This is a genomic window from Hylemonella sp. GW821-FHT10B10, from assembly GCF_059415585.1.
Window position 1 is genome coordinate 52,724 of the sequence record NZ_JBWKNN010000006.1, and the last position, 21,325, is coordinate 74,048.

The window sequence follows — 21,325 nt, forward strand, 5'->3', positions numbered from 1 at the left end:
AGACGCATGCTAACCGGTCGTGGCAGGGTTCAGCCCGGGCTGCCGTAGCCCCCGCCCCCCGGGGTATGGATCTCGAACACATCGCCCGGCGCCATGGCCGTCTGACCGATGTGGTCCAGTTCCTCGATGCGGCCATCGGCACGGACCACGCGATTGATGCCCGGCTGCCCCGGCTGGCCACCGGACATGCCAAAGGCGCCGCTCTGGCGGCCGTTGGAGAGGATGCTGGCCGTCATGTCCTCCAGGAAAAGCACGCGCCGTACGCCGCCGTCGCCGCCGCGCCAGCGCCCCGCGCCACCCGAGCCCTGGCGGATCTCATAACCCAGCAGGCGCACGGGGAAGCGGAACTCCAGCACCTCGGGGTCGGTCAGGCGCGAGTTGGTCATATGGGTTTGCACCACGCTGGTTCCATGGAACCCGTCACCCGCACCCGAGCCGCCCGAGATGGTCTCGTAGTACTGGTAGGTCGCGTTGCCGAAGGTGAAGTTGTTCATCGTGCACTGGCTGGCCGCCATCACACCCAGGGCGCCGTAAAGCGCATTCGTGATGCAACTCGAGGTCTCTACATTGCCCGCCACCACCGAGGCCGGCGGATTGGGGTTGAGCATGGAGCCCGGCGGGATGATGACCTTGAGCGGCTTGAGGCAGCCCGCGTTGAGCGGGATGTCGTCGTCCACCAGGGTGCGGAAAACGTAGAGCACGGCCGCCATGCACACGGCCGTGGGCGCATTGAAGTTGTTGACCTGCTGGGCACTGGTACCCCTGAAATCGATCTCGGCGCTGCGCTTCTTCGCATCCACGCGGATGCTCACGCGGATCTGCGCGCCATTGTCCAGCGGCAGCGTGAACTGTCCGTCCTTCAGGCGCGTGATCACACGGCGCACCGACTCCTCGGCGTTGTCCTGCACGTGGCGCATATAGGCCAGCACCACCTCCAGGCTGAACTGCCCCACCATCTTGCGCAGCTCCTGCACCCCCTTCTCGTTGGCCGCGATCTGGGCCTTGAGGTCGGCCAGGTTCTGCTGCGGGTTGCGGCTGGGGTACTCACCGCTGGCCAGCAGGGCCAGGATCTCGGCCTCGCGCAGCACCCCGCGGTCCACGAGCTTGAAGTTCTGGATCTGCACGCCCTCCTCCTCGATGCGCGTCGAGAAAGGCGGCATGGAACCGGGTGTGGTCCCTCCGATGTCGGCCTGGTGGCCACGGGAGCCGACATAGAAGGTGGGCTCCGTCCTGTCTGCGAGATAAACCGGCGTGATCACGGTCACATCGGGCAGGTGCGTGCCGCCGTGGTAAGGGTCGTTGAGCACGTACACATCGCCCGGCTGCATCCTGCCCGTGTTCTCGCGAATCACCGTCTTGATGCTCTCTCCCATGGAACCCAGGTGCACCGGCATGTGCGGCGCGTTGGCGATCAGATTGCCCTGCGTGTCGAACAGCGCGCAGGAAAAATCGAGCCGTTCCTTGATGTTCACCGAATAGGCCGTGTTCTGCAGCTGCAGGCCCATCTGCTCGGCGATGTTCATGAAGAGGTTGTTGAAGACCTCCAGCAGCACCGGGTCGGCCGTGGTGCCTGCCGCATAGGTCACCGTGCGCGGCGTGCGCCGCTGCAGCACGATGTGGTCCAGCGCCGTGAGCTCGGCTTCCCAGCCGGGCTCCACCACCGTGGTGGCGTTCTTCTCGGCAATGATGGCCGGGCCGGGGATACGGTCACCTGCGCGCAGGTCTTCGCGCACCACCAGGGCCGCCTCGTGCCAAGCCCCTCCCGAGTACATGCGCACCGTCTCGCGGCGTGGCACCTCGCGCAGGGGATGCAAGGCGTGGCGCGGCTCGGCCGGCGCGTCGCCGGCCACCACGGCTTCGACCGACACGGCCTCCACGATCAGGCGCTTGCCCTGCATCAGGAAAGCGAAACGCTGACGGTAGGCGGCCTCGAAAGCGGCCGTGATCTCGGTCAAGGAACCGAAGGACACGACCAGGGCCGCGTCGCTGCCCTCGTAACGCACGTGCACCCGCCGCTGCACACGCACCGCGGCGGCGCTGAGCTGCTGGCGCTCCAGTTCGGTGCGTGCCGTCCGCGCCAGGGTATCCAGACGCTCGGCAACGGTGTCCAGTGCTTTTGTGTCCAGCGGCAGCTCAACGGCCTGCTCGCGGATCACGTTCTGGTCGGCCAGGCCCATGCCATAGGCCGAGAGCACACCGGCCAGCGGGTGCACCAGCACCCTGGTCATGCCCAGCGCATCGGCCACCAGGCAGGCGTGCTGCCCGCCCGCGCCACCGAAGCACTGCAGGGTGTAGCGCGTCACGTCGTAACCACGCGCCACCGAGATTTTCTTGATGGCGTTGGCCATCTGCTGCACCGCGATGTTGACGTAGCCCTCGGCCACGTCCTCGGCACTGCGCCCGGTCTGTGCCGCCAGCGCAGCGAACTTCTCACGCACCACCTGGTCGTCCAGCGCCTCGTTGGCGGACGGGCCGAAGACATGCGGAAAATGCGCCGACTGGATTTTGCCCAGCATCACGTTGGCGTCGGTCACAGCCAGGGGGCCGCCGCGGCGGTAACTGGCCGGGCCCGGGTTGGCCCCTGCGCTCTGCGGTCCCACGCGAAAGCGCGCGCCGTCGTATTGCAGGATGGAGCCGCCGCCGGCCGCCACCGTGTGGATGCTCATCATGGGCGCGCGCATGCGCACGCCGGCCACCTGGGTCTCGAACTCGCGTTCGAACTCGCCCGCGTAATGGCTTACGTCGGTGGAGGTGCCACCCATGTCGAAACCGATCACGCGCTCCATGCCGGCCAGTTCCGCGGTCCGCGCCATACCGACGATACCGCCGGCTGGACCGCTCAAGATGGCGTCCTTGCCCTGGAAGGCATGCGCATCGGTCAGCCCCCCCGAGGACTGCATGAAGAAGAGACGCACGCCCGGCATCTCGGCCGCCACCTGGTCCACATAACGGCGCAGGATGGGTGAGAGGTAGGCGTCCACCACGGTGGTGTCGCCGCGGCTCACGAACTTCATCATCGGGCTGGTGCCATGCGAGGTGCTCACCTGCGTGAACCCGATTTCGTGCGCCATGCGTGCCGCCGCTTCTTCATGCGCCGTGTAGCGGTAGCCGTGCAGGAAAACGATGGCCACACTGCGCAGACCGGCATCGAACTGCGCCTGCAGATCGCGTCGCAGGGCCGCTTCGTCCAGCGGTGTCACGAGTTCACCGCGCGCGCCCATGCGTTCCTCGGCTTCCAACACGGCGCTGTAGAGCAACTCGGGCAGCACGATATGACGGTCGAACAGGCGCGGTCGGTTCTGGTAGGCGATGCGCAGCGCGTCGCGAAAGCCCCGTGTAGTAACCAGCAGCGTGGGTTCGCCCTTGCGTTCGAGCAAGGCGTTGGTGGCTACCGTGGTGCCCATCTTCACGCAGTCCACCTGCTGCGGCGTGATGGGTTCGGTCGCCTGGAGCCCCAGCAGATGCCGGATGCCGGCCACCGCGGCGTCGCGGTATTGATCGGGGTTCTCGGACAACAGCTTGTGCGTGACCAGGCTGCCATCGGGCCGGCGGCCCACGATGTCGGTGAAGGTACCGCCGCGGTCGATCCAGAATTGCCAGCGGTTTGCGCCTGCCTTTGCCATGCCAGCCTCCATCACAGTGACGCAGCGGAACGCGCCGCCTGGTCATAAACACCGGACAAGACGCGCAGCAGACGCGCCAGCTCGCCGATGTCGCGGTTCAACCCCTCGTCGGCCTTGAGCGCATTGATCAGGCAGCTTTCGCGGATTTCGCGGTAGCGCTGCACGTAACGCCTCCCCTCCTCGGTGGCGGCATAGGTCACTTCCTTGCCGTTCTTGCGCGAGGCCACCACGCCCAGTCCCTGCAGCTTCTTGAGCGAATAGTTGATCAGGTGGGTGTCCTCGACATTCATGATGAAGCTGATGTCGGCCAGGCGCTTGTCGCGCGCACGGTGCGTCACGTGGTGCAGCACCAGCACATCCAGCGGCGTCAGATCTTTCAGGCCGGCGGCCGACATGCAATGCACGATCCAGCGATGGAAGGCATTGCCCGAGACGATCAGGCCGAATTCGAACTCGCTCATCTCGGCGCTGCGCGGCGACACGAGATGGGCCGAGGACACGATGGGAGAACCGCCCGGGTCGGCAGCGGGCGAGGTAGGTTTCTTGGCCATAAACAGCACGCTCCTGGGGCGGTCTGCCCCTCGTTCTGTGGCCGATTATAGAAATATAAAAACAATTTGTTGACAATTTGTCAACGTTTAGGGAATATACCTATGCCATCGTTTTTGCCTCACCGTACAGTCACCAGCATCCTTCATCAACCTCTATGGAGTGCCTCATGCAGCGTCGTCATTTCTCACTCGCCGGCCTCAGCCTGGCCCTTACCCTGGCCGCCAGCGGCGCCCAGGCCCAGACCAAATGGGATCTGGCGGCTGCTTATCCGGCAAGCAATTTCCATTCCGAGAACATGGCGCAGTTCGCCACCGACGTGGACCAGGCCACGGGCGGCAAGCTCAAGATCACGCTGCACGCCAATGCCTCCCTGTTCAAGGCCCCCGAGATCAAGCGCGCCGTGCAGGGCGGTCAGGCCCAGGCCGGTGAGGTGCTGCTGGCCAACTTCCAGAATGAATGGCAGATCTACGGTGCCGACGGCCTGCCCTTCCTGGCCGACAGCTACGACGCCTCGGTCAAGCTCTACAAGGCCCAGCGCCCCATGATCGAGAAGAAGCTGGCCGAACAGGGCCTGGTGCTGCTGTATTCGGTGCCGTGGCCGCCGCAGGGCATCTACACCAAGAAGCCCATCAACAGCGCAGCCGACCTCAAGGGCATCAAGTGGCGCGCCTACAGCCCGGCCACCGCACGCATCGCCGACCTGGTGGGTGCCCAGCCTGTCACCGTCCAGGCCGCCGAGTTGCAGCAGGCCCTGGCCACGGGCGTGGTGGAGTCCACCATGACCTCGGGCGCCACCGGCGTGGACAGCAAGCTCTACGAGAACCTCAAGTACTACTACGACACCCAGGCCTGGCTGCCCAAGAACATGGTCATCGTGAACAAGCAGGCCTTCGATGCACTGGACAAGCCCACGCAGGCCGCCCTGCTCAAGGCCGCCGCCACGGCCGAAGCCCGTGGCCTGGCCGCCAGCCAGCGCGTGAACACCGAGACCCTGGCCAAGCTCAAGGCCAACGGCATGGAAGTGCTGGCCCCCTCGGCCGCACTCAAGGCCGACCTGAAGAAGGTCGGCGACACCATGCTCAAGGAGTGGCTGGAAAAAGCCGGCCCCGAAGGCAAGGCCCTGGTGGACAGCTACCAGCGTTGATCACCTGAGATGCGTGCAACCCGCCCCGGCGCCCTGCGCCGCGTGCTCGACGGCCTGTATGCCACGGGAGGGGCCCTGGCCGCCCTGTGCGTACTGGCCATCCTGGTCCTGATGATCGGCGCCTCGGTCGGTCGCGTGGCGAACTGGCGCGTGGCCTGGATCAACGATGTGACGGCCTGGCTCTGTGCCGCGGCCGCCTTCCTGGGCATGGCCTACAGCTTTCGCAACGGCGACTTCGTGCGCGTCACCCTGCTGCTGGAATCGGTGACACCCGCCGTGCGGCGCTGGCTGGAAGTCGCCTCCCTGCTCGTCGCCACCGTGGCCATCGCCTACCTGGGCTGGTGGGCGGCGCGTTTCACCTACGACAGCTGGCGCTTCAACGACATCGCCGGCAATATGGTGGCCATCCCGATCTGGATCCCGCAGATGAGCTTCGTGGTGGGTTCCGCCATCCTGGTCATCGCGGTGGTCGACGAATGCGTGGGCGTGCTGCGCGGCGCCAAACCCAGCTACGTGGCGCGTGTCGAAGAGCGCCACGCGCGCGGTGACTTTTCCGAAGAACTCTAAGGATCTCAGATGGGTCTGCTTGAAATCGGGGCCCTGCTGCTCTTCCTCATGTTGCTGATGCTGGCCGGTGGCGTCTGGATCGCCATGACCCTGGCCATCGTCGGCTGGGTGGGCCAGGCCTTCTTCACCAACACGCAGCCCGGCATGAACCTGTTCTCCTCCTTCTGGGAGACCACGGCCAGCTGGGAACTGGCAGCCCTGCCGCTCTTCATCTGGATGGGCGAGATCCTCTATCGCACCCGCCTGTCCGAACAGATGTTCGACGGCCTCTCACCCTGGCTCTCGCGCGTGCCGGGCCGCCTGATGCACACCACGGTGCTGGGCTGCGGCATCTTCGGCTCGGTCTCGGGCTCCTCGGCCGCCACCTGCGCCACCATCGCCAAGGTGGCCCTGCCCGAACTGGAGCGCCGTGGTTACGACCGCAACATCGCCCTGGGCTCGCTGGCCGCCGCCGGTGGCCTGGGCATCCTGATCCCGCCGTCCATCACCATGGTGGTCTACGCCGTCGCCGCTGATGCCAGCGTGATCCGCCTCTTCCTGGCCGGCTTCCTGCCCGGCTTTCTGCTCATGGGCCTGTTCTCGGGCTACATCATCTGGTGGAGCCTGCGCAACCCAGACAAGGTGCCGCCGGCCGAAGCGCCCACCAGCTTCAAGGAAAAGCTGCGCCGCTCGGGCAGCCTCATCCCCTGCGGCCTGCTCATCGTCTTCATCGTCTGGGTGCTGGTGGCCGGTATCGCCACCGCCACCGAAAGCGCGGCTTGGGGTGTGGTGGGGTCCCTGGCCATCGCTGCGGCCAGCCGCACGCTCACGCTGCGCAACTTCTGGGACGGTCTGGCCGGCGCCACGCGCGTGAGCTGCATGATCATGTTCATCCTGGCCGGTGCCGCCTTCCTGACCAAGACCATGGCCTTCACCGGCATCCCGCGCGAGCTGGCCGAGTTCGTGCACAGCATGAACCTCTCGGCCTATGGCCTCATCGCCGTGCTGGTCGTGGTCTACCTGATCCTGGGCACCGCGCTGGACGGCATCTCCATGATCGTGCTCACCAGCGCCGTGGTGCTGCCCATGGTGCAGAAGGCGGGGTTTGATCTGGTGTGGTTCGGCATCTTCATCATCCTGCTGATCGAGATCGCCGAGATCTCGCCGCCCGTGGGCTTCAACCTCTTCGTGCTGCAGAACATGACCGGCGTGGACAGCAACCGCATTGCGCGTGTCACCCTCCCTTTCTTCGCCTGCATGATCCTGGCCATCGTGCTGATCACGCTCTTCCCCTCCATCGTCACCAGCGTACCGAACTGGCTGATGGGCGTGGAGCGCTGAGCGCAACCGCGCTCAGCCGGCCTTCTGCCCGCGCAGCAGTTCGGCGAATCGGTTCGCCGGCATGGCCGGGTGGTACAGCCAGCCCTGGGCCTCCCGCACGTTCAGCCCCAACAGGATGTTGCGCTGGATATCTGTTTCCACCCCCTCGGCCGTCACCGCCAGCCCCAGGGTGCTGGCCATGGCCGCAATCGTGCGTGCGATGGCCAGGTCGTTGGGATCGCTGGAAATATCGCGGATGAAACTGCGATCGATCTTGAGCCGGTTCAGCGGCAGGAATTTCAGCATGGACAAAGAAGAGAAGCCGGTGCCGAAGTCGTCCAGCGCCAGCTGGATGCCCATGGCCCTGAGCTTGTGCAAGGACACCTGCACCAGCTCGCCCCGCTGCAAGGAAGACTCCGTCAGCTCGATCTCCAGCATGCTGGGTGTGAGCTTGTGATGCGCCAGGGATCGTTGCACACGCTCGGCAAAGCCTTCCTGCTGCAGCTGCTTGGCTGAAACATTCACGGCCAGGCGTCGAAAATCCAGGCCTTCTTCAGCCCAGGCGGCCGCATGCCGGCACGCCTGCTCCATCACCCAGTCGCCGATCTCGAGGATCATGCCCGTCTCTTCCGCCACGGGGATGAAACGCTCGGGACTGACCCGACCCGATACCGGATGGTTCCAGCGCAGCAGCGCCTCGGCGCCGAGGATCCTGCCGTCCCGCATATCGATCACCGGCTGCCATTGCAGCTCCAGCTCGTGGTTGCCAATGGCGTTGCGCAAGCCCTGCTCCAGTTGCATGCGCTCAAGCACCCGGTTGGCCAGGCTCCTGGAGAAGATGGCGTGGCCGTTACGTCCTTTTTCCTTGGCTTCGTACATGGCAGTGTCGGCCGCACGGATCAGTTCGTCGGCGCTGTCGGCATGCTCCGGGAACAGCGCGATGCCGATGCTGGCGGTCGTGCGCACCGTCTGCCCGATGCTGGTCTCGATGGGTTCAGCCACCGCCGCCAGCAGCTTGCTGCATAGCTGTGCTGCGGCTTCGGCGGTACGCAAGCCGTCCACCATCACCAGGAATTCATCGCCCCCCATCCGGATCGCAATATCGTCCTGCCGCAGCGCTGACTTCAGGCGGCGTGTGACCTCGATCAGCAACTCGTCGCCGATGCTGTGCCCCAGCGTATCGTTGATGTTCTTGAAACCATCCAGATCGATGAAGAGCAAGGCGAAATGGTCGCTGCCGCCTCGGGCACTGGCCTGGCTGATGTTGTGGCGCAGGCAGATGTCCAGCTGGTGACGGTTGCCCAGGCCCGTCAGGGCGTCGTGCAGGGCAATGTGGGACAAGCGGCTTTCGGCGCTGCGCAAGGCCGTGATATCACAGAAGGTCAGGACATAGTGCGTCACGTGTCCTGCCGAATTCAGCACCGGCGCAATGTTTTCCCAGGCGGGAAACATGGATTCGTCCCGACGCCGGCAGGTCACTTCGATATGCGGCGCCTCCTTGCGCGTGTCATCGCCGTGCGCCTTGCGGTCGCCTTCCCGGGCCGTGTGCAGGAATTCGTCGGGGCGCTTGCCGATCACCTCCTGCGGATGCCAGCCCGTGAGCTTCTGGAAGGCGCGGTTGGCCATGCAGACCCGCTGGTCCTGGTCCAGGATCAGGATGCCGTCACCGGCCGATTCAAACACCACCGAGGCCTGTCGCAGATGCTCCTCGGCCAGGATCTTTTCAGTCACATCGCGCAGGATGCCGATGACCTTGTCTTCATCTGGAAAATAGCTGGCGTGGATCTCCAGCCAGATGCGGCGCTGGTCCTCCCCGCGCCACGCCGCGCAGAGCTGCACCATGTTGCCGGACACCAGCATCCCCTGCAGCCGCTCCTGGATCTCCGGGTCCTCCAGACGGGTCAGGAAGTCCGACCGGTCGATCGAGAAGCTCTGGGTCGGCGTCTGCAGCATGGACGGCAAGAATCCATCCAGCGCGACCTGCCCATGGCCACGGTCGATTTCCAGCACACCCAGCTTGGCCGCGTCCAGCGCCAGGCGGAAGCGCTTTTCGGCCTTGCGGGTCTTCTTCTCCTCCTCGACGCGTGACATCGCAGCGCGGATGGTCGCGTTCAGCTCGCGCGGCTCGAAAGGTTTGAGCACATAACCATAGGGCGCGGCCCGGATGGCCTTTTGCAGGATGTCGTCGCCAGCGTAGGCCGTGAGATAGATCACCGGCAGCTGGAAGCGCTGCTTGATGAGGCCCGCAGCGTGCGTGCCGTCCCCCCCACGCCCCAGGTTGATGTCCATGAGTACCAGGTCGGGCCGTTCGCGCTCGGCCAGTTCCATGGCTTGCTGCTCGCTGGCCGCGATACCTGTCACCGCGTAGCCCATGGATTCCAGGTTCTGCCGCAGATCGTGCGCCACGATGTACTCGTCCTCGACGATCTGCACACGGACGGGAGTGTCTTGGAGGGGCGGATTCATAGGGACCTCTCGAGCGGGAACGTGAAACGCAGTCGGGTGCCGTCTTCCGTATGCAGGACGTAGTCGGCACCGATCTGCTGCGCCAGCATCTGCACCAGCTGGAAGCCCATGGTTTTTGCCGCGGGTGCATCAAAGCCGGCGGGCATGCCCACGCCATCGTCGGCCACCTCCAGAAATCCCTGGTCGACGCCCTCCTGTCCGGCCTGGATGCGGATGAAACCGCTCTCGCGGCCGGCGAACCCGTGCTTGAACGCGTTGGTAACGAGTTCATTGACGATCAGGCCGCAAGGTATGGCCCGCTGCAGGTCGATCTTCATGCCCTGGTCCGGCACCTGGACGTCCACCTGGATACCAGTGGTCTCGCCCAGATAGGTCTGCTTGAGCAGCTGCGAGAGATTGCGCAGATAGGGCCCCAGTTCGAGGTTGGCGAAATTGGTCCCCTCGTACAGCAGCTGATGCGTGAGAGCGATCACGCGCACCCTGCTCTTGCTGTCGCGCAGCACTTCGCGGGCGGCCTCGCCGGCGCTGCGCGACTGGATGTCCAGCAGGCTGGCAACGATCTGCAGGTTGTTCTTGACCCGGTGGTGCACCTCGTTGAGCAGCAGCGTCTTTTCCTGCAGGGACGCCTCCATGGCGGCCTGCGCGGCCAGCCGGTCCGTGATGTCCACCACCGTGGCCAGGATCTCGGGCGGCACCCGGCCCGGGATGGGGTTGAGCGCCACCTCCACCGGGAATTCGCTGCCGTCGAGCCGACGCGCCGACAGCTGGCGCCGTGCGGCCATCACACGCTTGGTCGGCGCGTGCAGGTAGTCGCCCATCACGGCCGTGTGCGTGCTGCGCCGGGCCTCGGGCAGCAGGGAGTTCACGTGCTGGCCCACCAGCTGATCCGGACGGCAGGCGAAGAGTTCACCCATGCTGCGGTTGGCAAACAGCATGTGGCCGCTGGCGTCCACCAGCGTCATGCCTTCGGGCGCCTGGTCGAACAGGCTGCGAAAGCGCGCCTCGCTGGCCATGCGGGAGGAAACGTCGATGCCCGAGGGGATCAGATGGGTGATCTCTCCCTCGTCGTTGCGCAGCGGCACCATCATGAAATCGATGGTCGTGCGCGTGTCACCGACCATGCGTATCACCACATCGCAGCGCACCACTTCACCCTGCGCCACCCGACACACCGCATCCTGCAGCCAGGCCTGCAGGGCCGGATCGTAATTCCACCAGTAGGTGTCCCAGACATGGCGGCCCTGGACCTCCTCCAGCCGGATGCCGGCTGCCTCCAGCGGCGCGCGGTTGGCCTCCAGCAGCACGCCCTGCGGTGTCAGCACGCCGACAAAGGCATGGATGCTGTCGAGCACGCGGTGCACACGGCTCTCGCTTTCCTGCAAGGCATTCAGCGCCTGCCGCTGCAGCGTGACGTTGACCGCCTTGACCAGGACACCAACCACCGCACCGTCGCTTGCGCGGATGGGCAGGTAGCTGGCCTCCCATTCCGAGGGCCGCCCTGGCAGGCTGGGCACCTCGGCCGTCACCTTGATTTTTTCGATGGCCTCGCCGCGCAGGACGCGCTGGAACAGGAGGGCCACCTCGGGATAGACCGCTGGCAGCACCTCGGCCACGGTGCGCCCCAGGGCCTCCTTGACCGGCACACCATTGAAGGCCGCCAGCGCCTCGTTCATGCGGCGGTAACGGAGGTCATGGTCCAGAACGGCCAGACCGACATCGAGGTCGCTGGCAAACAGCGTATCGATGACCTCCGAGCAATATGCGTCGATGGCGTTGGCAGCAGCCAAGGTACCCCCTGAGTTGGGCCGTCACGGGATATGCGGCCCTGTTTTCCCCAAGGTACACCAGATCGAACGGCCGACGTCAATAGCCGCGCCAGCGACAGGGTATTAGCCTAGGGTGTCGTCAGCCACTCCCGGGCCTGCGCCTCGTCGGTGAAAACGCGCAAGGGAAGGCCGCGGTTCACCGCAACGTTCTCGAAGAACTGGTCATCCTGGCTGATCCTGGCCAGCAGCACGGCCGTGCGTACATTGGCGAGCATGGCCTTCATCTCGGGGGCCGGATTGGCCGCCTCGTAGGTGGCCACCGTGCTGGACTGCATCTGCGCATCGCGCATGTCGAACAGATAACGCCAGCAGCCGGTCTCGGCCAGATGCCTGCCTATGAAGCGTTTGAACTGATCGGAATCCCGGGCCCGCCGGTAGTCCCCCGTGACATGGATCCGGCAGATGCCAGTGCCCGCGTCGAACTCGCTCGTGTACTCCATGCACCGTCTCCACACGCTCCGTTCCTGGTTGTGACTGCCCCCCGTTGACTCGACCTGCAGAGCGGAAACACATTGTGCTTCAGCCCGTACCAGCCCCGCCGCGGCGCTAAACTCCCCCCATGCTTCCCGTCTTTGCCATCTGCCTCGGCGCCTGCGCCGGCGCGCTTCTGCGCTGGCGCCTGGGCCTGTGGCTCAGCACCCCCGGTGCCCTGCTGCCCTGGGGCACGCTCACGGCCAACCTGGTCGGTGGTTACCTCATCGGCGTGTGCGTTGCCGTGTTCCAGGCCCTGCCCCAACTCGATCCCACCTGGCGCCTCCTGCTGGTCACCGGTTTCCTGGGCGCACTCACCACTTTCTCCAGCTTCTCGGCCGAAGTGGTGGCCATGCTGCAGCAGGCGCGTTATGCGCTGGCCCTGGGCACAGCGGTACTGCACCTCGCCGGCTCGCTGCTGCTCACGGTGCTGGGCATCAAGAGCGTCGAGCTGTTCCTGGCGCGCTGAGCCCGGCCTGCCAATGAGCTCTTCTTTTGCTCCACCTGCCGGCCGCGTCTACCTCGTGGGCGCCGGCCCCGGCGACCCCGAGCTGCTGACCCTGCGTGCGGCCCGCCTGCTGGCGCTGGCGGACGTGCTGGTCTACGACAACCTCGTTTCCGACGGCGTGCTGGCGCTGGCCAACCCCGCCGCGCAGCGCATCTACGCCGGCAAGCGCCGCAACGAGCACACCCTGCGCCAGGAACAGATCAACGCCCTGCTGGTGCAACTGGCCCAGGAAGGCAAGCAGGTGGTGCGCCTCAAGGGGGGCGACCCTTTCATCTTCGGCCGCGGCGGCGAAGAGATGCAGAAACTCGTCGAACACGGTGTGCCCTTCGAGGTGGTTCCCGGCATCACCGCCGCCAGCGGCGTGGCCTGTTATGCCGGCATCCCGCTCACCCACCGCGACCACGCGCAGAGCTGCCTCTTCGTCACCGGCCACCTCAAGGACGGCAACCCCGAACTGGACTGGTCCGCCCTGGTACGACCGCAGCAGACCGTGGTGATCTACATGGGCCTGAGCGCCCTGCCCGAGATCTGCGCCCGGCTCATGGCCCACGGCGCACCGGCCACACGGCCCATCGCCATCGTGCAGCACGGCACCCTGGCCACGCAGCGTGTGCTCACCGGCACCCTGGCCGACCTGCCGGCCAAGGTGGCGCCGAGCGGCTTCACGTCCCCCTGCCTGCTGATCGTCGGGGATGTGGTGCAGCTGCACGGCATGCTCGACTGGTTCGACCCCCACAGCGGCGCGCAGACGCGCCTGACCCACGACGAGGCCGCCCAGCTGCCGCCCCTGTCGCCCATTGATTCCAGGAGACCTTCATGAGCGACGCGCTCGACTACCTCGTCCAGGCCCGTCCCGAGGCCATGACCCACTACTTCAGCTTCCTCAAGGACGCCGGCAAGCACCTGGACCCGAAGACACGCAACCTGATCTCCGTGATCACCAAGGTCGATGCGCAGACCGAACGCGGTTTTCGCCAGTACCTCAAGCGCGCGCTGCGCGAGGGCTGCACGCCCATGGAAATCATCGACGCCCTGCTCATGGCCTTCCCCACCCTGGGCCTGACCAAGATCGTCTGGGCCACCGACATTATCCTGGCCATGAAGCTGCCGGGCTTCGCGCCCGAGGCCCTGCGCGGTGCAGCGCCCCAGTGGCACGACATCATGGCCGCCACCGACCTGGACGATGGCGAGGTCAAGCGCATGGACTGCGAAGGCCGCGGCCTTTTCGTCTACCGCGAGGGCGCGACCTACAAGGTCTACGACAGCATCTGCCCGCACCAGAGCACCGACATACCGCAGCTCGCCCTGCAGGGCCTCACGCTGACCTGCCCCAAGCACGAATGGGCCTTCGACGTGAAGAGCGGCGCCTGCATCAAGAACGGCAAGACGCCGCTGACGCCCATCGCATCCAGGGTGGACAACGGGCGCTTGCTGGCCCGCTGGTAGAGCAGATCCGACACCGCACTAGGGAGAACCCTAGGGTCCCGTCCATGCAGCTCGCCCTGCAAGTGCGGTGTCAGCCAAAGGCTGGCATGATGGGCGCCCGGACAGCTACGCAGCCGCACCCACCATGCATGCCACGCCTTCGCCCCCGCCCGCATCCCGCCTGACCCGCATCGCGCAGGCGCGCCAGCTCGCCATGCAGGAATCATCGCCCCTGGCCGGCGGCCTGGTCGAGCCCTGGATCGCGCAGAGCTGGCAGCGCTGCCTGGCGCGCGGCATGCGCCCGCAGGAGCGTGTCAACTTCGAGGCCGTCAGCACCACCGTCATGCGCCAGGCCTCGGAGGCCAACCACACGCTCATGCAGGCCGCGCGCCCCATCCTCAAGCAGCTCGGCGGCGTGCTGGCCGACACGCGTTACTTCGCCATCCTCACCAACCATGACGGCGTGGTGATCGACACCGACGGCCCCATCGACCGCAGCGACCGGCGCGCCGCCCTGATCACCCGCGTAGGTGTGGACCTCTCGGAAAAAAGCGTGGGCACCACGGCCATCAGCGCTGCGCTGCGCGAGCTGCAGCCCGTGTGGCTGCACCGTGGTGAACACTTCTTCCAGGACACCTCGGTCTACAGCTGCGCCGGCGCCCCCCTCTTCGGGCCCGACGGCCGCTGCGTCGGCATGCTCGATCTCACGGGCGTGGAAGCCGCCGAGCGTTCGGAGTTGCGCCACCTGGCCACGCACACCGCACGCCGCATCGAAAACGCCCTGCTGCTGCAGCGTCCCTACCGCCTGCTGCTGCGCCTGAACTGGTGCGGCCTGCCCCTGGGCGACGACGCCGACGGCCTGGTCACCCTGGACGCCGATGGCCGCGTCTGCGCCGCCAACCGCGCCGCGCGCCAGCTGCTGCCCATGCTCAACACCCAGGGCATGGAACTGCATGGCCGTGACCTCTTTGCCCTGCCCTGGGAAATGCTGTTCGACGCCGCGCGCAAGGGCGGCGCCATCGACGTGCCCCTGTGGTCCGGCCTGCGCCTGCAGGCCCAGGCCCACCTGGTTCCGCAGAACATGCCCGCCGCACAGCGCGTGACCTTGCAAAGCGTGTCCGCGGCCACCATGCGCCCGCTCAAGGAAGTCGAAACCGACCTGATCCGCAAGGCCGTGGAAGACGCCCGCGGCAATGTGGCCCAGGCCGCGCGCAACCTGGGCATCAGCCGCGCCACGGTCTACCGCAAGCTGGGCCAGCGCGGCTGAGCGACGAAGCGCGGGGCCCCGCCCGCCGGGAAGCGCTAAACTGGGTTCGTCCTAGTCACTGCTCATCTCTGAGCCACCCATGTCCTTGCGCAAGCTGTTCGTCAACAAACTGGGATGGGGTGCTCCCCCGCCTCAGCAGGCCTCCTTCAACCCCCTGGCCGAACGTGCCCTGATCGCCGAAACCCTGCTGGCCAGTGCAGCGCGGTTGATGGCCGTGCGGCGGGAACTGGAACTGGTACGCGGCGTCTGTGTATCGATGTGCGGCGCCAGCCAGCACATCCGCCTGGCCTGGACCTGGTTTGGCAGTGAAGACGCAGACGTCATCATCCCGCAGGCCTATGCCGGTGTCGCCAGCGACTACGCCGCGAGCGTCACCATCCGGCGCACCCGCCTGACGGAACCCGGCCCGGCGTTTCGCACCCTGGGCGGCAAGACCCCGGAGCAGTTCCTGATTGCCAGCGATTCCCCCTACGCCCCCTGGCGCCAACTGGCGCAGGATCATGGCGTGCGCAGCGTGATGGCCGTGCCGCTGAACACAACTTTCTCCGGCATGGGCGGGCTGTTCGTCATCTACGCCGACCACGAACACTACTTCCGCGACGTGGGCGAAAGCCTGTTCACGGCACTGGGCGAATTGTTTTCCTCGGTCCTCACATCCCTGGCCGAACGCACCTCTCTGGAAGAAGCCGTCAACCACGATGCACTGACCGGCGCGCTGAACCGCCACGCCCTGCCCATCGTCGAACGCCGCCTGTTGCGCAGCTCGCAGACCGAGCCGCCCTCCTTCCTGCTGATGGTCGACGTCGATCATTTCAAGGCCGTCAACGACACACTGGGCCATGCCGTCGGCGATCAGGTGCTGCGCAGCATTGCACTGGCCATGCGCAACATCCTGCGTCCCGAGGACAGCGTGATGCGCTGGGGCGGCGAGGAGTTTCTGGTCTGCCTGCCCAACACACAACATGACGACGCGCTGCTGGTGGCGGAGAAGTTGCGCCGGGCCATCACCGACCTCGGTGGGCCGGCCCCGGTCACCGCCTCGGTCGGCATGACCGAAGTTCTGGCCGGCCGTGATCTATCCGAGTCCATCGACCTGGCTGACAAGGCCATGCTGCAAGCCAAGGCGGCCGGGCGCAACCGGATTGTTTTCCAGGGTTGAGGCCGCCAACCGGCATGCGGTGCCGGTGACCTCGGAGAAACCTGTTGACAGTCAGGTCGCCCAGTGCCACAAACAGGAACCAAGGAGTGACATCATGTTCTCTGAATACGGCTATTACATGGGCGGCATGCACAGCTTCTGGTGGTTCATCTGGCTCGTGCTGATCATCGTGTTGTGGTTCACGGTGTTGAGCCCCGAGAAGCGCTCCCGGCGCAGGGATCCGGAGACACCGCTGGAAATCCTGCAGCGCCGCCTGGCGCGCGGGGAAATCACGCCGGAAGCCTATGAGAAGACCAAGGCCCTGCTCGACCGGGACGCGCCCGCCGGCTAGCCCCGGTCCCACTCACACCAAGGCTCAGGCCAAGCCTTCGGCCTTCAGCGCTGCCTGCACACCCGGGCGTGCGGCCATGCGGGCCATATAGGCGACCAGATTCGGGAAGCCGCTGATGTCGATCTTCACGGGGTGGGTCCAGCGGGCCACGGTGTACAGGTAGGCGTCAGCCACGCTGAAGTCCTTGCCCATCAGGTAGTCCTTGCCGGCCAGCTGCTCGTTCACGTACTTCAGGCGGCGCTCGATGTTGGCGCGGCAGATGTCCTTCCACTCCTGGGGCGCGGCCGAGTTGAACAGCGGGCTGAACTGCTTGTGCAGCTCGGTGCCGATGAAGGTCAGCCAGCTCTGCATGCGGTAACGCTCCACCGTGCCGTTGGCCGGGGCGAGCTTCTTGGCGGGCTGGCTGTCGGCCAGGTACTGCACGATGGCCGGGCCTTCGGTCAGCACCTCGCCGCTGTCGATCTGCAGCGCGGGCACGTAGCCCTTGGGGTTGACGGCCAGGTAGTCGCCGCCCGAGGCCGTGGTCTTGGCCTTGAGGTCCACCACTTCGCTGTCGTACTTCAGGCCCAGCTCTTCGAGCACGATATGGGGAGAAAGGGAACAGGCGCCGGGCTTGATATAGAGTTTCATGGTCTTTGTCTCGTTGGGGTTGATGCAACCGCGCGGCCCAGGGGCGCGCAACGGGTAAGCCGGGCAAGTGTAGGCAATCCCGGCCGGGCTTGCACAGCTCCCGGCAAAAACCCGGGCGCGGCCAGCGCCTTCAGCGGGCCGGGCGTTGCTCCAGGAAGGCCTCGAACTCCGCCACCGGCAGCGGGCGGCTGAAAAGGTAACCCTGGTAGGCATGGCAACCCAGACGCGACAGGAAATCGCGCTGGGCCTCGATCTCCACGCCCTCGGCAATCACCAGCAGGCCCATGCTCTCGGCCAGCACCACCACCATGCGGGCGATGGCCGCATCGTTGCTGTCGATCAGGATGTCGCGCACAAAACCCTGGTCGATCTTGAGCTGGTCCAGCGGCAGGCGCTTGAGGTAGGACAGGGACGAATACCCCGTGCCGAAGTCGTCCAGCGAGAAACCCACACCCTGCGCCTTCAGCGCCATCATCTTCGCGATGCTGGCCTCCACATCACTCACCAGCAGGCTTTCGGTCAACTCCAGCTTGAGCCGCTTGGGGTTGGCCTTGGTACGGCGCAGGATGGCCAGCACCTGCTCCACGAAGTCGGGCTGGCGCAACTGGCTGGCCGAGAGGTTCACCGCCATCGTCAGGTGCTCGGTCTCGGGCCGGGCGGCCCAACGCGCCAGCTGGGTACAGGCCGTCTCCAGCACCCACAGACCCAGCGGCAGGATCAGGCCGGTCTCCTCGGCCAGGGGGATGAACTCGGCCGGCGAGACCAGGCCGCGTTGCGGGTGCCGCCAGCGCACCAGCGCCTCCACGCCCGACACCCGGTCCCGCCCCACCACCTGCGGCTGGTAATGCAGCACAAACTGCTGCGCCTGCACCGCCTCGCGCAGGCGCACCTCCTGCGCCGCGCGTTCGGCCACCAGGGCCTGCATCTTCGGGTCGAAGAAATGCAACGTGTTGCGGCCCTGGGTCTTGGACTGGTACATGGCCAGGTCGGCCTGCTTCAGCAGATCCTCGATGGAGGTCTCGTGGCCGACGAAGAGCACCACACCGATGCTGGGCGTGCTGCGGTTCTCGTGCCCGACCAGTTGGTAGGGCTGGCGCAGCAGGGCCAGGATCTTCTCACCCGCCTGCTCGGCCTGCGTGGCCGCCTCGGCGGCCTGCTCGCTCAGGCCTTCGAGCATCACCACGAACTCGTCGCCCCCCAGGCGCGCCACGGAGTCTCCCTCGCGCACACAGCTGAGCAGGCGCTCGGCCACTTTCTTCAGCAGCAGGTCGCCCATGTCGTGCCCCAGCGTGTCGTTCAGGGTCTTGAAATGGTCCAGGTCGATGAACATCAACGCCCCATGGCGCTGGCTGCGCGCGCTGGAGGCCAGCGCATGCTGCAACCGGTCCATCAGCAGGCGCCGGTTGGGCAGCAGCGTCAGCGGGTCGAAGAAGGCCAGGCGCGTGATCTCCTCCTGCGCCGCCTTGCGTGCCGTGATGTCCAATTCGGACGTCACCAGGTGCGTGATGGCGCCATCATCCCCATACACGGCGGTGATGGTCAGCCAGCGCGGGTAGATCTCGCCATTCTTGCGCCGTCCCACCACCTCGCCCTGCCACTTGCCCTCGCGCATGACGGCCTGCCATCTTTCTTCGTGGAAAGCCGGCGGCTCCATGCCATCCGCTCGCAGCAACTTGGGCGTCTGGCCGATCAGCTCTTCCGTCGTGTAACCCGTGATGTCCGTCATCGCCCGGTTGGCGCGCAGGATGCGGTAGTCGGCATCGGTAACCATCATGCCGTCCTGCGTCTCGAAAGCCGCGGCCGCGATGCGCAGCTCCTCCACATTGCCCTTGAGCATCTCCACATGCCGCTGCTGGGCCTCGATCATGGTGTTGAAACCGTGCGCCACCGCCGCGATCTCGCGCGGGCCGCTCACCGCAGCCCGCACCTTCAGATTGCCCCCTTCCACCGCACGCGAGGCATGTTCCAGCGCCCGGATCGGCCCGACGATCTGGCGCGCAATGTACAGCGCCAGCCAGATCAGCAGCAGCATGGCCACCAGCGCGATGGCCGCCGCGGTGAGGGCCCGCCGCTTGGCAGCCGCGTACACGTCGGCCACGGGCACTCCCACATAGGCGATCCAGCCGGTCTCCGGCATGGGCACCACGGAGAAAAAGCGCCGCACGCCGTCGGCCGAATCACCCACAAAATCTCCGTCGCGCACCCGAGGCACCATCAGTGCGGCGCCCGATGTGGGCCGCGTGCCCATCACCTTGTGCAGCTCCAGGTTGCGCCAGACCACCGTGCCGTCCTGCGTGAAAAACCCGTAGTGGCTGTCGGGCGGCAGATGCTGGGCCGGAATGTGCGGATCGAAGGTTGCCAGGTCCAGCGGCAGCTGGATGGACCCCACCATCTCGTGCCTGTCGTTCCAGACCGGCGCACCCAGCACCACCACCCACTTGCCCGTGATAGGTCCCTTGAAGGGCTGACTGATATGGAAACGCTTCTCCTTCGTCAGGATATGGAACCAGGGCCCGTCGGAAAAGCGGACCTGCCGGCCGGCCTGGGGCGGCACCGCCGCGCACAACAGCAGCCCGTCAACGTTGGCGTAGGAGATATTGGTGTAGCCCGAACTCAGCTGGTGCACCCCCTGCAGGGCGGGGTCACATTGCCTGGGGTCCATCTTGCGCACCAGCGGCCGTGTCGCCATGCGCTCGAGCATCTCGCGCGCCTCGCCGATCTTGCCGCCCGTGTTGCTGACCATGGCCTGCGCCAGGGTGCGCAGCGAGGTCTTGGTGCTCGCGATGGTCTGCTGGACGTCGTAGTAGATGCTCAGCCCCACCACGGTCGCAAACGGGATGGAACCCGCGAGGACCAACAGCAGCAGATGGGTTCGGATCGACAGAGTGCGCACTGAGATGGATATAAGCCCCGCTCCCGCAGCGGTTGGGCCAATATATCAGGCAACACCACCCGGGACGAGCCCGGTAGCAACCCTTGGTAAGTCAACGCCCCTCAGGCGGCCATCAGCGCCCGGTGCCTGTCCAGCGCCTCGCGCACGATGGGCAACACGCCCTCGCCGCCCGCGTCCAGCAGGGCCCGGAATTCGCGTTGCATGCGCGGCTCCCAGAACTTCGCGATGTGGTTGGCCAGGTTTTCCATGGCCTCGGCCTGGTCGGGCATGGAAGCGAAAAAGGTGCCGATCTGGTTGGCCATGCGGACCAAATGTTCGCGGTTCATGATGATTTACCTTCGAGAGAAATGCGTTGGGAATGGCTGTAGACCGACAGGTCCGCGCCGCGCGCGAAACCCAGCAGCGTGAGGCCGCAGGCCTGGGCCGTGTCGATGGCCAGGCCCGTCACGCCCGAGACGGCGGCCAGCAGGCCCACGCCCGCGCTGGCCGTCTTCTGCACCATCTCGTAACTCGCGCGGCTGGTCACGACGACGAAACCCTCAGACGCCGGCAGGCCCGCGCGGCAGACCGCGCCCAGCAGCTTGTCCAGCGCGTTGTGGCGGCCCACGTCCTCGCGCAGCAGGTTGATGGCGCCGTCCGCGCTGCACCAGGCCGCCGCGTGCGAGGCACCGGTCACGCCCAGCAGCAGCTGGCGCTCACGCATCTGGGCCAGCGCGGCCGAGACCGCCACGGCCTCGAAAGACGAAGCTGTTTGCAAGGCACCGGGCTGGCGCACCGCCTGCGCCAGACTGTCGGTGCCGCACAGGCCGCAACCTGTGCGCCCGGCCAGGCTGCGGCGCCGGTCCTTCAGGCGCGCGAAGCAGGCCGAGGCAATGTCGAGCGAGAGCGTGATGCCTTGCGCTGTCTCGCTCTGTTCCATGCCGAAGATCTGCGCCGGGCCTTCCACGATGCCTTCGCTGCAGCTGAAGCCGATGGCAAAGTCCTCCAGGTCCGAGGGCGAGGCCAGCATCACCGCGTGCGAGACGCCGTTGTAGACCAGGGCCACGGGCACCTCCTCGGCCACCCAGTCGGTGGCCTCGAAGACTTCGCCGCCGCGCAGGCCCCGCACCAGGGCCGCGCGGGCGCCGGCCACCGGGGGGTAAGGCAGTTCATGCATGTGCATGG

General features: G+C 66.2%; 18 protein-coding genes. 9 read left to right on the top strand and 9 right to left on the bottom strand.

Annotated features, from left to right (window positions below; all coding sequences use genetic code 11):
* Positions 1-29 precede the first annotated feature (29 nt).
* Both AC07NT_RS18320 and AC07NT_RS18325 read right to left on the bottom strand, forming a co-directional pair.
* Positions 30-3,623 carry a hydantoinase B/oxoprolinase family protein gene (locus tag AC07NT_RS18320; protein WP_498596547.1) on the bottom strand — a complete coding sequence of 1,198 codons (3,594 nt, stop codon included), beginning with the start codon at positions 3,621-3,623 and terminating at the stop codon, positions 30-32.
* 11 nt (positions 3,624-3,634) lie between these two features.
* Entirely contained in the window at positions 3,635-4,174 is a 540-nt protein-coding gene (locus AC07NT_RS18325; RefSeq protein ID WP_498596546.1) for a winged helix DNA-binding protein, read from the bottom strand.
* Between the two features lie 167 nt (positions 4,175-4,341).
* Between AC07NT_RS18325 and AC07NT_RS18330 the strand changes: the two genes are divergently transcribed.
* From AC07NT_RS18330 to AC07NT_RS18340, 3 genes are read left to right on the top strand one after another with little or no spacing between them, the layout of a single operon-like run.
* Positions 4,342-5,319, top strand: a complete 978-nt coding sequence (locus tag AC07NT_RS18330) for a TRAP transporter substrate-binding protein (protein ID WP_498596545.1) — start codon at positions 4,342-4,344, stop codon at positions 5,317-5,319.
* A 9-nt stretch (positions 5,320-5,328) separates the two neighbouring features.
* A complete protein-coding gene (locus tag AC07NT_RS18335; protein WP_498596544.1) occupies positions 5,329-5,886 on the top strand; it encodes a TRAP transporter small permease in 558 nt (185 codons plus the stop codon).
* A 9-nt stretch (positions 5,887-5,895) separates the two neighbouring features.
* On the top strand, positions 5,896-7,206 hold the full coding sequence (locus AC07NT_RS18340; RefSeq protein ID WP_498596543.1) for a TRAP transporter large permease: 1,311 nt from the start codon (positions 5,896-5,898) through the stop codon (positions 7,204-7,206).
* A 12-nt stretch (positions 7,207-7,218) separates the two neighbouring features.
* On the opposite strand, the gene AC07NT_RS18345 is transcribed toward AC07NT_RS18340, so the two are convergent.
* The 3 genes from AC07NT_RS18345 to AC07NT_RS18355 all read right to left on the bottom strand — a co-directional run bounded on the left by AC07NT_RS18345 (position 7,219) and on the right by AC07NT_RS18355 (position 11,917).
* Positions 7,219-9,651 carry a two-component system response regulator gene (locus AC07NT_RS18345; RefSeq protein WP_498596542.1) on the bottom strand — a complete coding sequence of 811 codons (2,433 nt, stop codon included), beginning with the start codon at positions 9,649-9,651 and terminating at the stop codon, positions 7,219-7,221.
* Positions 9,648-11,438 carry a PAS domain-containing protein gene (locus tag AC07NT_RS18350; protein ID WP_498596541.1) on the bottom strand — a complete coding sequence of 597 codons (1,791 nt, stop codon included), beginning with the start codon at positions 11,436-11,438 and terminating at the stop codon, positions 9,648-9,650. Before AC07NT_RS18350 ends, AC07NT_RS18345 begins: the two co-directional genes overlap by 4 nt.
* 107 nt (positions 11,439-11,545) lie before the next feature.
* On the bottom strand, positions 11,546-11,917 hold the full coding sequence (locus AC07NT_RS18355; RefSeq protein WP_498596540.1) for a hypothetical protein: 372 nt from the start codon (positions 11,915-11,917) through the stop codon (positions 11,546-11,548).
* A gap of 119 nt (positions 11,918-12,036) precedes the next feature.
* On the opposite strand from AC07NT_RS18355, the gene crcB reads away from it, so the two are divergent.
* The 6 genes from crcB to AC07NT_RS18385 all read left to right on the top strand — a co-directional run bounded on the left by crcB (position 12,037) and on the right by AC07NT_RS18385 (position 16,638).
* A complete protein-coding gene (gene crcB, locus AC07NT_RS18360) occupies positions 12,037-12,417 on the top strand; it encodes a fluoride efflux transporter CrcB (RefSeq protein WP_498596539.1) in 381 nt (126 codons plus the stop codon).
* A 13-nt stretch (positions 12,418-12,430) separates the two neighbouring features.
* Positions 12,431-13,276 (top strand): uroporphyrinogen-III C-methyltransferase, encoded by an 846-nt coding sequence (cobA, locus tag AC07NT_RS18365; RefSeq protein WP_498596538.1) that lies wholly within the window; start codon positions 12,431-12,433, stop codon positions 13,274-13,276.
* Positions 13,273-13,902, top strand: coding sequence for a Rieske 2Fe-2S domain-containing protein (locus AC07NT_RS18370; protein ID WP_498596537.1), 630 nt, complete (start codon positions 13,273-13,275; stop codon positions 13,900-13,902). The genes cobA and AC07NT_RS18370 overlap by 4 nt, the downstream gene beginning before the upstream one ends.
* 124 nt (positions 13,903-14,026) lie before the next feature.
* Positions 14,027-15,148, top strand: coding sequence for a sigma-54-dependent Fis family transcriptional regulator (locus AC07NT_RS18375; protein WP_498596536.1), 1,122 nt, complete (start codon positions 14,027-14,029; stop codon positions 15,146-15,148).
* A 79-nt stretch (positions 15,149-15,227) separates the two neighbouring features.
* A complete protein-coding gene (locus AC07NT_RS18380; RefSeq protein WP_498596535.1) occupies positions 15,228-16,307 on the top strand; it encodes a GGDEF domain-containing protein in 1,080 nt (359 codons plus the stop codon).
* Positions 16,308-16,401: 94 nt separating this feature from the next.
* On the top strand, positions 16,402-16,638 hold the full coding sequence (locus AC07NT_RS18385; RefSeq protein WP_498596534.1) for an SHOCT domain-containing protein: 237 nt from the start codon (positions 16,402-16,404) through the stop codon (positions 16,636-16,638).
* Between the two features lie 24 nt (positions 16,639-16,662).
* On the opposite strand, the gene gstA is transcribed toward AC07NT_RS18385, so the two are convergent.
* The 4 genes from gstA to fdhD all read right to left on the bottom strand — a co-directional run bounded on the left by gstA (position 16,663) and on the right by fdhD (position 21,323).
* Positions 16,663-17,268: a glutathione transferase GstA gene (gstA, locus tag AC07NT_RS18390; RefSeq protein ID WP_498596533.1), complete on the bottom strand. Its 606-nt coding sequence runs from the start codon at positions 17,266-17,268 to the stop codon at positions 16,663-16,665.
* Positions 17,269-17,398: 130 nt separating this feature from the next.
* Positions 17,399-20,161 carry a bifunctional diguanylate cyclase/phosphodiesterase gene (locus AC07NT_RS18395; RefSeq protein ID WP_498596532.1) on the bottom strand — a complete coding sequence of 921 codons (2,763 nt, stop codon included), beginning with the start codon at positions 20,159-20,161 and terminating at the stop codon, positions 17,399-17,401.
* Positions 20,162-20,262: 101 nt separating this feature from the next.
* Positions 20,263-20,487, bottom strand: coding sequence for a formate dehydrogenase subunit delta (locus AC07NT_RS18400; RefSeq protein WP_498596531.1), 225 nt, complete (start codon positions 20,485-20,487; stop codon positions 20,263-20,265).
* On the bottom strand, positions 20,484-21,323 hold the full coding sequence (gene fdhD / locus AC07NT_RS18405) for a formate dehydrogenase accessory sulfurtransferase FdhD (protein ID WP_498596530.1): 840 nt from the start codon (positions 21,321-21,323) through the stop codon (positions 20,484-20,486). Before fdhD ends, AC07NT_RS18400 begins: the two co-directional genes overlap by 4 nt.
* Between the last annotated feature and the right edge of the window lie 2 nt (positions 21,324-21,325).

Coding starts and splice junctions, on each gene's coding strand:
- AC07NT_RS18400 (WP_498596531.1), bottom strand. CDS start 20,487: ATGAACCGCGAACATTTGGTCCGCATGGCCAACCAGATCGGCACCTTT.
- crcB (WP_498596539.1), top strand. CDS start 12,037: ATGCTTCCCGTCTTTGCCATCTGCCTCGGCGCCTGCGCCGGCGCGCTT.
- cobA (WP_498596538.1), top strand. CDS start 12,431: ATGAGCTCTTCTTTTGCTCCACCTGCCGGCCGCGTCTACCTCGTGGGC.
- gstA (WP_498596533.1), bottom strand. CDS start 17,268: ATGAAACTCTATATCAAGCCCGGCGCCTGTTCCCTTTCTCCCCATATC.
- AC07NT_RS18345 (WP_498596542.1), bottom strand. CDS start 9,651: ATGAATCCGCCCCTCCAAGACACTCCCGTCCGTGTGCAGATCGTCGAG.
- AC07NT_RS18370 (WP_498596537.1), top strand. CDS start 13,273: ATGAGCGACGCGCTCGACTACCTCGTCCAGGCCCGTCCCGAGGCCATG.
- AC07NT_RS18340 (WP_498596543.1), top strand. CDS start 5,896: ATGGGTCTGCTTGAAATCGGGGCCCTGCTGCTCTTCCTCATGTTGCTG.
- fdhD (WP_498596530.1), bottom strand. CDS start 21,323: ATGCACATGCATGAACTGCCTTACCCCCCGGTGGCCGGCGCCCGCGCG.
- AC07NT_RS18385 (WP_498596534.1), top strand. CDS start 16,402: ATGTTCTCTGAATACGGCTATTACATGGGCGGCATGCACAGCTTCTGG.
- AC07NT_RS18355 (WP_498596540.1), bottom strand. CDS start 11,917: ATGGAGTACACGAGCGAGTTCGACGCGGGCACTGGCATCTGCCGGATC.
- AC07NT_RS18320 (WP_498596547.1), bottom strand. CDS start 3,623: ATGGCAAAGGCAGGCGCAAACCGCTGGCAATTCTGGATCGACCGCGGC.
- AC07NT_RS18375 (WP_498596536.1), top strand. CDS start 14,027: ATGCATGCCACGCCTTCGCCCCCGCCCGCATCCCGCCTGACCCGCATC.
- AC07NT_RS18325 (WP_498596546.1), bottom strand. CDS start 4,174: ATGGCCAAGAAACCTACCTCGCCCGCTGCCGACCCGGGCGGTTCTCCC.
- AC07NT_RS18335 (WP_498596544.1), top strand. CDS start 5,329: ATGCGTGCAACCCGCCCCGGCGCCCTGCGCCGCGTGCTCGACGGCCTG.
- AC07NT_RS18330 (WP_498596545.1), top strand. CDS start 4,342: ATGCAGCGTCGTCATTTCTCACTCGCCGGCCTCAGCCTGGCCCTTACC.
- AC07NT_RS18380 (WP_498596535.1), top strand. CDS start 15,228: ATGTCCTTGCGCAAGCTGTTCGTCAACAAACTGGGATGGGGTGCTCCC.